Consider the following 11,826-nt stretch of genomic DNA (forward strand, 5'->3'; position numbering starts at 1 on the left):
CGCCCGACCTTCTGCAACATCCTGAAAGGTGACCTGACATGCCGGCAGACCAGGCGGCCGAGGACAAGCTTCGGTACTTCCTCAAGCGCGTCACGGCGGATCTCCACGAGACACGCCGACGGCTGAAGGAGATCGAGGACGGCGAGCACGAGCCGATCGCCATCGTCGGCATGGCCTGCCGCTTCCCCGGCGGGGTGGACTCGCCGGAGGAGCTGTGGCACCTGGTCGCCGACGGGCGGGACGCGGTGTCGTCCTTCCCCGAGGACCGTGGCTGGGACGTCGAGAGCCTCTACCACCCGGACCCCGACCACCCCGGCACCTCCTACGCCAGGGAAGGCGGATTCCTGCACCGGGCAGGGGAGTTCGACCCGGGGTTCTTCGGCATCAGTCCGCGTGAGGCCCTGTCGATGGACCCGCAGCAGCGGCTGCTGCTGGAGACCTCCTGGGAGGCGTTCGAGCGGGCCGGCATCGACCCGGTGAGCCTGCGCGGCAGCCGGACGGGTGTCTTCGTCGGCGTGATGTACAACGACTACGGCATGCTGCTCCAGCAGTCGGTGGAGGGCGCCGAGGGTCAGATCGGCACGGGCACCTCGGGCAGCATCGCGTCCGGGCGGGTCTCGTACACGCTGGGCCTGGAGGGGCCGGCCGTGACGATCGACACGGCCTGCTCGTCCTCGCTGGTCGCACTCCACCTGGCCTGCCAGTCGCTGCGCACCGGAGAGTCCACGCTGGCACTGGCCGGTGGCGTGACGGTGATGCTGACCCCGGGCACCTTCGTGGAGTTCAGCCGGCAGCGTGGTCTGGCGACGGACGGGCGTTGCAAGGCGTTCTCGGACGACGCGGACGGCACCGGCTGGGGCGAGGGCGTGGGCATGCTGCTCGTGGAGCGGCTCTCGGACGCGCGGCGCAACGGGCATCGCGTGCTGGGCATCGTGCGCGGGTCGGCGGTCAACCAGGACGGTGCGTCCAACGGCCTCACCGCGCCCAACGGCCCGTCGCAGCAGCGCGTGATCAAGCAGGCGCTCAGCAACGCCGGTCTGACCAGCGACCAGGTCGACGCGGTCGAGGCACACGGCACCGGCACCACGCTGGGCGACCCGATCGAGGCGCAGGCGCTGCTCGCGACGTACGGGCAGGGCCGACCCGGTGGGCGAGCGCTGAAGCTGGGGTCGGTGAAGTCGAACCTGGGGCACACCCAGGCGGCGGCCGGTGCGGCCGGTGTGATGAAGATGGTGCTGGCGATGCAGCACGGGGTGCTGCCCAAGAGCCTCCACGTGGGCGAGCCGTCCTCGCACGTCGACTGGTCGGCAGGAGCCGTCGAGCTGCTGAGCGAGGCGGAGCAGTGGCCGGAGACCGGCGAGCCGCGCCGCTCGGCGGTCTCGTCCTTCGGGTTCAGCGGTACCAACGCGCACATCATCCTGGAGCAGGCTCCGGCGGTGGATGCCGAGGAGCCCGTGGCCGTGGCTGCGGGCGTGCCGGGTGTTCCGGTGCCGGTGGTGCTGTCCGGGCGGTCGGCGGAGGCGCTGCGGGGTCAGGCGGGGCGGTTGGCGCAGCGCCTGGTGGCGGAGCCGGGGCTGGGTCTGGCGGATGTGGCGTTCACGCTGGCGACGGCCCGCTCGGCGTTCGAGCACCGGGCGGCGCTGGTGGGCGGTGACCGGGCGCAGGTGCTGGCGGGGCTGGAGGCGCTGGCGGCGGGTGGGCCGGGTGCGGGTTCGGCATCGGCGTCGGTTTCGGTGTCCGGGGTGTCGGGGACGGCGGGGCGGACGGCCTTCCTGTTCGCGGGGCAGGGCAGTCAGCGGGCCGCGATGGGGGAGGAGCTGTACGCCGCGTACCCGGTGTACCGGGATGCCTTCGATGCCGTCTGCGCGGAGCTGGATCCGCTGCTGGATCGTCCGCTGCGCGAGGCGATCGCGGATGCGGAGCTGATCGACGAGACGGGCTTCACCCAGCCGGCGTTGTTCGCGCTTGAGGTGGCGCTGTTCCGGCTCGTCGAGTCGTGGGGTATCCGCCCGGACTTCCTGGCGGGGCATTCGATCGGTGAGCTGGCCGCCGCGCACGTCGCCGGGGTGCTGTCCCTGGCCGACGCCGCGACGCTGGTGGCCGCTCGTGGCCGGTTGATGCAGGAGCTGCCGCGCGGTGGGGCCATGGTCGCGGTGCAGGCGACGGAGGCCGAGGTGCTGCCGCTGCTCACTGACGAGGTGGCGATCGCGGCGGTCAACGGGCCCACCTCCGTGGTGATCTCGGGCGTCGAGGACGCGGTGCTGGCGGTCGTGGCCGAGCTGGAGGGCCGCAAGTCCAAGCGGCTGACGGTGAGCCACGCGTTCCATTCGCCGTTGATGGACGGCATGCTGGCGGACTTCCGTGCGGTCGCCGAGCAGCTGACGTTCACTGCGCCGCGGATCCCGGTCGTCTCCACCCTCACCGGTGCGCTCGCGTCCGCCGAGGAGCTGACCGACCCCGAGTACTGGGTGCGCCACGTCCGCGAGGCCGTGCGCTTCGCCGACGCCGTCCGTGTGCTGGAGGCCGAGGGCGTCCGGACCTTCCTGGAACTCGGCCCTGACGGCACCCTGACGGCGATGGCTCAGCAGTGCCTGGCGGAGGACTCCGACGCCGTCCTCGCTCCCACCCTGCGCCGGGACCGCGCCGAGGCCCTCAGCTTCACCACCGCCCTGGCCCAGCTGCACGTGCGCGGCGTCAAGCTCGACTGGCAGGCCGTCTTCGCCGGCACCGCCGCCCAGCGCGTCGACCTGCCCACCTACGCCTTCCAGCAGGAGTACTTCTGGCCGAGGCCGCTGCGTGGCTTCGTCGGAGACGTGGTGTCCGCGGGTCTGGGCGTGGCGGATCACCCGTTGCTCGGTGCCTCGCTGGCGCTCGCGGACGCGGACGGCCATGTGTTCACGGGTCGGCTCGCCCTGGACGCTCACCCGTGGCTGGCGGATCACGCCGTCGCCGGCAGCGTGCTGCTGCCGGGGACGGCGTTCGTGGAGCTCGCGGTGCGGGCCGGCGACCAGGTGGGTTGCGGTCTGGTCGAGGAGTTGACGCTGGAGGCGCCGCTTGTGCTCCCGGCGCGTGGCGCCGTCCAGGTCCAGCTGTCGGTAGGCGTGCCGGATGCGGCGGGCCGTCGTTCGGTGGCGGTGTTCTCCCGGCTGGAGGATGCGCCGCTGGACGAACCGTGGCTGCGCCACGCGGCGGGCGTGCTGGCGGCGGGGAGTGCCACGGCCGCGTTCGATCTGAGCGAGTGGCCGCCGGCGGGTGCGGAGCAGGTTCCGGTGGACGGGGTGTACGAGGCGTTCGCCGGCGCGGGCTTCGCGTACGGGCCGGTGTTCCGGGGGCTGCGGGCGGCGTGGCGGCGGGACGGTGAGGTGTTCGCCGAGGTTGCCCTGCCGGAGGAGGCACGGGCGGAGGCCGGCTTCTTCGGTCTGCACCCGGCGCTGCTGGATGCCGCGCTGCACGCGGTCGGTGCGGGCCGCGTGTTCGAGGACACCGGCCAGGGGCGGCTGCCGTTCGCCTGGTCGGACGTGTCGCTGTTCGCGGCCGGCGCGAGCGAGCTGCGCGTACGGATCGCCGCCACCGGCGCGGATACGGTGTCGCTGGCTGTCGCGGACGGCACAGGCCGGGCGGTCGCCGAGGTCGGCACGCTGGTCCTGCGGCCGTTTGCGCCGGAGCACTTGGCGGGTGGCCGGCAGGAGTCGCTGTTCCGCCCGCAGTGGCTGCCGGTGCCGCTGCCGCAGGAGACACCGGCGCCCGGGTCGATCGGGGTGCTGGGCGGGGACGACCTGGGCCTGCCGGGTGCGGTGCGGTTCACGGACCTGGCCGCGGTGGCCGGCGGCGGGGCGGTACCGGCCACGCTGGTGCTTCCGGTCCCCGGGGCGAGCGGCCCGGACCTGGCCGAGGCCACGCACACGGCCGTCCGGGACGCCCTCGCGCTGGTGCAGGAGTGGCTGGCGGCGGAGGAGTTCGCGGACTCCCGCCTGGTCGTGGTGACCCGGGGTGCGACCACCGCCGCCGACCTGCCGGCCGCCGCCGTGCACGGCCTGTTGCGTTCGGCGCAGTCGGAGAACCCGGGCCGGATCGTGCTGGTCGACCTCGACGAGGACCCGGCTTCCCTGAAGGCGCTCCCGTTCGCGATCGGCGCCGAGGAGCCCGAACTCACCCTGCGTGCGGGCGAGGCGTCCGCGCGACGGCTGATGCGCGCCGCCGAGACGGTTGCTCCGGCGGATGGTCTGCGGGCGTTGGACCCTGCGGGGACGGTGTTGCTGACGGGTGCGACGGGTTCGCTCGGTGGGGTGGTCGCGCGTCATCTGGTGACGGAGTACGGGGCCCGCAGGCTCCTGCTGGTCTCGCGTCGCGGGTCTGGGGCGGAAGGTGCGGCGGAGCTGGCGGCCGAACTGAGGGCCCTGGGCGCCGAGGTGGCGTTCGCGGCGTGTGATGTGGCCGACCGTGGCGCGCTGGCGGGGCTTCTGGGCGGTGTGCGGTTGACGGCGGTCGTGCACACGGCGGGTGTGCTGGACGATGGGATCGTGCCGTCCCTCACTCCGGAGCGGCTGGACACGGTCCTGCGTCCGAAGGTGGACGCGGCCTGGAACCTGCACGAGCTGACGAAGGATCAGGATCTCGCGGCGTTCGTGCTGTTCTCGTCCGCCGCCGGTGTGTTCGGTGCGGCGGGGCAGGCGAACTACGCGGCGGCCAACGCCTTCCTGGACGCGCTGGCCGAGCACCGCCGCGCGGCCGGTCTGCCCGCCACGTCCCTCGCCTGGGGCCTGTGGGCCGAGGACGGCGGCGGTATGGCCGCCGAGCTGGAGGACGCCGATGTGCAGCGGATGGCCCGTGGCGGGGTGCAGGCGCTGTCCACCGCGGACGGTCTCGCCCTGCTCGACGCGGCCGGGGAGCTCGACGAAGCCGTCCTCGTCCCGATCCGACTCGACCTCGCCGCACTGCGCGCCCAGGCGGCCTCCGGCGGCCCGGTGCCGCCGGTCCTGCGCGGCCTGGTGCGGGTGCCGCTGCGGCGGGCGGCCACGGGGAGCGCGGGAGCCGGCGGGTCGGCGCTCGCCGACCGGCTGGCGGCGCTGGGCGAGGCCGAGCGGGAGGCCCTGCTGCTCGACCTGGTCCGCGCCGAGGTCGCCGCCGTGCTCGGCTATCCGAGTGCCGCGTCCGTGGACACCAACCGCGCGTTCAAGGACCTCGGCTTCGACTCGCTGACCGCCGTCGAGCTGCGCAACCGCCTCAACGGCGTCACCGGTCTGCGGCTGCCCGCCACACTGGTCTTCGACTATCCGAGCCCGGGTGTGCTCGCCGAGCAGCTGCGTACCGAACTCCTCGGCGCATTGCCCGCCGCCGGCGGTCTCCCGGTGGCGGCCTCGGCGGCCCTGGACGACGAGCCGATCGCTATCGTCGGCATGGCCTGCCGCTTCCCCGGCGGGGTGGACTCCCCGGAGGAGCTGTGGCGCCTGGTCGCCGACGGGCGGGACGCGCTCTCCTTCTTCCCCGAGGACCGTGGCTGGGACACCGACAACCTCTACCACCCGGACCCCGACCACCAGGGCACCTCGTACGTGCGCGAGGGCGGATTCCTGCACCGGGCGGGGGAGTTCGACCCGGGCTTCTTCGGGATCTCGCCGCGTGAGGCGATGTCGATGGACCCGCAGCAGCGCCTGCTGCTGGAGACCTCCTGGGAGGCGTTCGAGCGGGCCGGCATCGACCCGGGGACGATCCGAGGCAGCCGGACCGGCGTCTTCGTCGGCGTCATGTACAACGACTACGCCATGGTGCTCCAGCAGTCGGTGGAGGGCGCCGAGGGCCAGATCAGCACCGGGACCTCCGGCAGCATCGCCTCCGGTCGGGTCTCGTACACCTTCGGTCTTGAGGGGCCGGCCGTCACCATCGACACGGCCTGCTCGTCCTCGCTCGTCGCGCTCCACCTGGCCTGCCAGTCGTTGCGGCAGGGGGAGTCGACGCTCGCTCTGGCGGGCGGCGTGACGGTGATGCTGACGCCGAGCACCTTCGTGGAGTTCAGCCGGCAGCGTGGTCTGGCCACCGACGGGCGCTGCAAGGCGTTCTCGGACGATGCGGACGGTACGGGCTGGGGCGAGGGCGTCGGCATGATCCTGGTCGAGCGGCTGTCGGACGCCCGCCGCAACGGGCACCCGGTGCTCGGCATCGTCCGCGCCAGCGCCGTCAACCAGGACGGCGCGTCGAACGGGCTCACCGCGCCCAACGGGCCGTCCCAGCAGCGAGTGATCAAGCAGGCCCTGGCGAACGCGGGCCTGACGCCCGACCAGGTCGACGCGGTCGAGGCACACGGCACCGGGACCACTCTGGGCGACCCGATCGAGGCGCAGGCCCTGCTCGCCACCTACGGCCAGGGCCGGACCGAGGACCGTCCGCTCTGGCTCGGCTCGGTGAAGTCCAACATGGGCCACACCCAGGCGGCGGCCGGTGCGGCCGGTGTGATGAAGATGGTGCTGGCGATGCAGCACGGGGTGCTGCCCAAGAGCCTCCACGTCGGCGAGCCGTCCTCGCACGTCGACTGGTCGGCGGGCGCCGTCGAGCTGCTCGCCGAGACCCGCGACTGGCCGGAGAACGACCACCCGCGCCGCTCGGCGGTCTCCTCCTTCGGATTCAGCGGCACCAACGCGCACATCATCCTGGAGCAGGCCCCCGAGCCCGCCCCCGGCGAGACGGCGGACGGGGACGGCGCGCAGCCGCCCGCACCCGCGCTCGCGTCCGGCTTGCCCTGGCTGCTCTCGGCCCGGACACCCGGCGCGCTGGCCGGCCAGGCGCGGCGCCTGCTCGACCTGCTGGACGCCGCGCCGGACACCGCGCCCGAGGCGGTCGGCCTCGCCCTGGCGTCGACCCGGGCCGCCTTCGAGCACCGGGCCGTCCTGGTGGGTGCCGACGTCAGCGAGCTCAGGACGGCACTGGAGAGCCTGGTGGCCGACGGCGTGTCGGCCGGTCAGGTCCGGGGTGTGGCGGGTTCTGCGGGGAAGGTGGCGTTCGTCTTCCCCGGTCAGGGTTCGCAGTGGGCGGCGATGGCGGTGGAGCTGTTGGGGTCGTCGGTGGTGTTCGCGGCTCGGATGGCGGAGTGCGGGGCGGCGTTGGCGCCGTTCGTGGATGGGTGGGCGCTGCTGGATGTGGTGCGGGGTGTCGAGGGTGATGCCTGGATGGACCGGGTGGATGTGGTGCAGCCGGTGTTGTGGGCGGTGATGGTTTCGCTGGCGGAGGTGTGGCGGGCGTCCGGTGTGGAGCCGGGTGTGGTGGTGGGGCATTCGCAGGGTGAGATCGCGGCTGCGGTGGTGGCGGGTGCGTTGTCGCTGGAGGACGGTGCCCGGGTGGTGGCGTTGCGTAGCCGGGCGATCGCCGGTGGTCTGGCGGGTCTGGGCGGCATGGTGTCGGTGACGCTGCCGGTGGAGCGGGTGCGTGAGCGCCTGGCGCAGTGGGGTGAGGAGCGGATCTCGGTGGCGGCGGTGAACGGCCCGTCGTCGGTGGTCGTCTCCGGTGAACCCGCCGCCCTGGACGAGCTGCTGGCCTCCTGCGAGGCGGATGGTGTGCGTGCCCGCCGCATCCCGGTGGACTACGCCTCGCACTCGGCGCAGGTGGAGTCGATCCGCGCCGAACTGCTGGACGTGCTCTCCGAGATCCGCCCGCGGGCCGGCCGGGTGCCGGTCTTCTCGACGGTGACGGGTGAGCTGGTCGACGGCTCCGGCATGGACGGCGAGTACTGGTACACCAACCTCCGCACCACCGTCCGCTTCGCCGAGGCGACCCAGGCGCTGCTGCGCGAGCAGGGTGTCGGCACGTTCGTGGAGGTCAGCGCCCACCCGGTGCTGGTGACGGGCCTTCAGGAGAGCGCCGAGCAGGCCGGCTGCGACGCGGTCACGGTCGGCACGCTGCGCCGCGACGAGGGCGGGCCCCGCCGGGTGCTGGCCTCGCTCGCCGAGGCCTGGGTGCGCGGGGTGCCCGTCGACTGGCGGGCCGCCGCCTTCGCCGGCACCGGCGTGACTCCGGTCGCGCTGCCGACGTACGCCTTCGAGCGGGAGAACTACTGGCCGCGCCCGCTGAGCGGCTGGCTGGGCGACGTCGCCTCCGCCGGCCTCGGGGCGGCCGACCACCCGCTGCTGGGCGCGTCGCTCGCGCTGGCGGACGGTGACGGCGAGGGCCACCTGTTCACCGGCCGCCTCGGCCTGGACTCCCACCCGTGGCTGGCCGACCACGCCGTCGGCGACCTGGTGCTGCTGCCGGGCACCGCCTTCGTGGAGTTGGCCGTCCGGGCCGGCGACCAGGTGGGCTGCGACAGGCTGGACGAGCTGACGCTCCAGGCCCCGCTGTTCCTGCCCGCCCAGGGCGGGGTGCAGGTGCAGCTCTGGGTCGGCGCGCCGGACGAGGCCGGCCGGCGCACCGTCAGCCTCTACTCCCGCACCGAGGCCTCCGCTGCCGAGGAGCCGTGGACCCGGCACGCTGCCGGGCTGCTCTCCGCGGGTGCGGATCCGGCGGGTGAAGGTACGTCTGCGCCTACGGACGCCGGCCTGGCGGTGTGGCCGCCGGCGGGTGCCGAGGCGGTGCCGGTCGACGCGCTCTACCAGGGCTTCGCGGCCGCCGGGTTCGGCTACGGCCCGGTGTTCCAGAGCCTGCGCGCCGCCTGGCGCCGCGACGGTGAGCTGTTCGCCGAGGTCGAGCTGCCGGAGGAGAGCCGGGACCAGGCGGCCCGCTACGGGCTGCACCCGGCGTTGCTGGACGGCGCCTTGCACGCCATCGGCCTCGGCGGTGTGCTCGCCGACGCCGGGCAGGCCCGCCTGCCGTTCGCCTGGGGCGGGGTGAGCCTGCACGCCGTGGGGGCGACCGCGCTGCGGGTGCGGATCACCGCGCAGGGCGCCGACACGGTGTCGTTGGCGGTGGCGGACGGAGCCGGTGCACCGGTCGCCTCGGTCGAGCAGCTGGTGCTGCGGCCGGTCGCGGTGGATCAGCTGTCGGCCGGGCGCACGCCCTTCCACGAGTCGCTGTTCCGGCTCGACTGGGCGCCGGTTCCGCTCGGCGCGCCCGCCGCGAACGCGCCGGGCGACGGCTGGGCGGTCCTCGGGGACGGGGACGGCACCGCCGACACGCCGTCCGAGGGGCCCGCCGACGGGCCGGAGCGGCTGCTCGGCCTGAGCCGGGCGACCGCGTACGCCGGACTGGACGCGCTGGCCCAGGCCGTCGCCGAGGGCACCGCGGTCCCGGGCACCGTCGTCCTGCCGCTGATCGGCACGGTCGATGCGATCGATGCGGCCGCCGACGCCGGCGGGAGTGCGGAGGCCGGGGCCGCAGCGGAGAGCGGGCCCGGCATGGCGGGCGCCACCCGCGCCCGCCTGCACGGGCTGCTCGGGCTGCTCCAGCGCTGGTTCGCCCTGGAGGCCTTCGCGGACTCCCGTCTCGTCGTGGTGACCCGCGGTGCGACGACCGCCGAGGACCTGACGGCCGCGGCCGCCTGGGGCCTGCTGCGGACGGCGCAGTCGGAGAACCCGGACCGGATCGTGCTGGTCGACCTGGACGGCGACGCGGCCTCGCTGCGCGCCCTGCCGCAGGCCGTCGCCTGCGGGGAGCCGCAGCTGGCACTGCGGGCCGGTGCCGGGCTCGCCCCGCGCCTGGCGCGGGTGCCCGACACCGGCGGGGGGAAGGCGCCCGGGCTCGACCCGGACGGCACGGTGCTGGTCACCGGCGCGACGGGCCTGCTCGGTGCGCTGTTCAGCCGGCACCTGGTCACCGCGTACGGGGCCCGCCGCCTGCTCCTGGTCTCGCGCCGGGGTGCGGACGCCGAGGGCGCCGGGGAGCTGGCCGCCGAACTGACGGCCCTCGGCGCCGAGGTGACGCTCGCCGCGTGCGACGTCGCCGACCGCGCGTCCCTGGCCGGCCTCCTGGACGGCCTGACGCACCCGCTGACCGCCGTCGTGCACGCCGCCGGCGTGCTGGACGACGGGGTGCTCTCCTCGCTCACCCCCGAGCGGCTCGACGCCGTGCTGCGTCCGAAGGTCGACGCGGCCTGGAACCTGCACGAACTGACCGCGCACCGGCCGCTCGCCGCGTTCGTCCTGTTCTCGTCCGCCGCCGGTGTGTTCGGTATGGCCGGGCAGGGCAACTACGCGGCCGCCAACGCCTTCGTGGACGCCCTCGCCGAGCGCCGTCGCGCCGCCGGCCTGCCAGCGAGCTCGCTCGCCTGGGGCCTGTGGGCCGAGGAGAGCACCATGACCGGCGACCTCGGCGACGCGGGCGTGCAGCGCCTGGCGCGCGGCGGTGTCGGCGGGCTGTCCTCGGCGGAGGGCCTGGCGCTCTTCGACATCGCGATGGCCCTGGCCGGCACACCCGTCGCGCCGGACCCGGCCGCCGACCCCTCCGGCGCCACCCCCGCCGACCCGTCCGGAGTCGCGCCCGAGGCCGCCCCCGGCGGGGCGCTGCTGGTGCCGGCCAGGATCGACCTGGCGGGCGTGCGGGCGGGCGCGGCCGCCTCCGGGCAGGTGCCCGCGCTGCTGCGCGGCCTGGTCCGGATCCCGGCACGCCGCTCCGCGACCGCCGGCGGGTCCTCCCCGCAGGCCCTGGCCCAGCGGCTGGCCGGGCGGTCCGCGGAGGAGCAGGACGGCGTGCTGCTGGAGCTGGTCCGGGTGCACGCGGCCGCCGTTCTCGGCCACCCGCGGCCGGAGGCCGTGGACGCCGAACGGGCCTTCCTGGAGCTCGGCTTCGACTCGCTCACCTCGGTGGAGCTGCGCAACCGCCTCGGCGCGGCCACCGGCCTGCGGCTGCCGGCCACGCTGCTCTTCGACCACCCGGCGCCGCGGCTGCTGGCCGCCCGGCTGCGGACGCTGCTGGCGTCGGCCGCCCCGGCCTCCGGCCCGTCCGCGGACGGCCCGGCCGCCGCCGGGGCCGCGGCGCCCGGCGGGAGCGGGGACGCCGACGGCGGGGAGGCCGGGCGCCCGCTGGGCACCATCGGCACCCTGCTGCGGTCGGCGGCCGGCTCGGGCCGCAGTGGAGAGTTCATGGAGCTGCTGTTCGCGGCCTCCCGCTTCCGCCCGTCCTTCGGGGCGGCGGAGGTGGCGCGGGAGTCAGGGCCGGTGATGGAGCCGGTGCGGCTGGCGCAGGGCCCGGAGCAGCCGGTGCTGGTCTGCCTGCCCTCGCTGCTGGCGATCTCAGGCCCGCACCAGTACGCGCGGCTGGCCGCCGCGTTCCGGGGCCGGCGCGCTGTGAACGCGCTTCCGCTGCCCGGCTTCCTGGACGGCGAGCGGCTGCCCGCCGACGCGGCGGCGATCCTCGAACTGGCGGCGCAGAGCGTGCTGCGGGCGGCCGGGGGAGCGAAGTTCGTGCTGCTCGGCCACTCGACCGGCGGCCTGCTCGCCCATGCGACGGCCGACCGGCTGGAGGAGCTCGGCGCCGGGCCGTCCGCCGTCGTGCTGGTCGACACGTACTCCTTCGGACCGGCCGGTCCCGGGGACGTCGCCGCGGAGGTCGCCGGGGGCGCGACATCCGTCGCCGAGCTGCTGCCCGTCCTGACGGGCGCCATGCTGGCCCGGGAGGGCGCGTACGTGCCGATGGACGACGCCAGGCTCACCGCCATGGGCGGCTACCTGCGGCTGTTCACCGGCTGGCGGCCCGCGGAGATCGCCGCGCCGACGCTGCTGGTGCGGGCGCCCGAGTCGCTGTCCGTCCCCGGCGGCGGGGAGGAGAGCCTGACCAGCGGGGCCCGCGCCTCGTGGCCGCACGAGCACACGGTGCTCGACGGCCTCGGCGACCACTTCACCGTCATGGAGGAGCACGCCGCCGCGACCGCCGCGCTGATCGAAAACTGGCTGCGCGAGGTCTGCTGAG

General features: G+C 75.2%; 1 protein-coding gene. It reads left to right on the forward strand.

Annotated elements, in window-relative coordinates; all coding sequences use genetic code 11:
• The first annotated feature begins 38 nt into the window (after positions 1-38).
• Positions 39-11,825 (forward strand): type I polyketide synthase, encoded by an 11,787-nt coding sequence (locus tag ACIBH3_RS32030; protein WP_396315615.1) that lies wholly within the window; start codon positions 39-41, stop codon positions 11,823-11,825.
• Position 11,826: the final 1 nt, after the last annotated feature.

This window comes from Kitasatospora sp. NPDC050543 (assembly GCF_044457565.1).
Lineage (GTDB): Bacteria > Actinomycetota > Actinomycetes > Streptomycetales > Streptomycetaceae > Kitasatospora.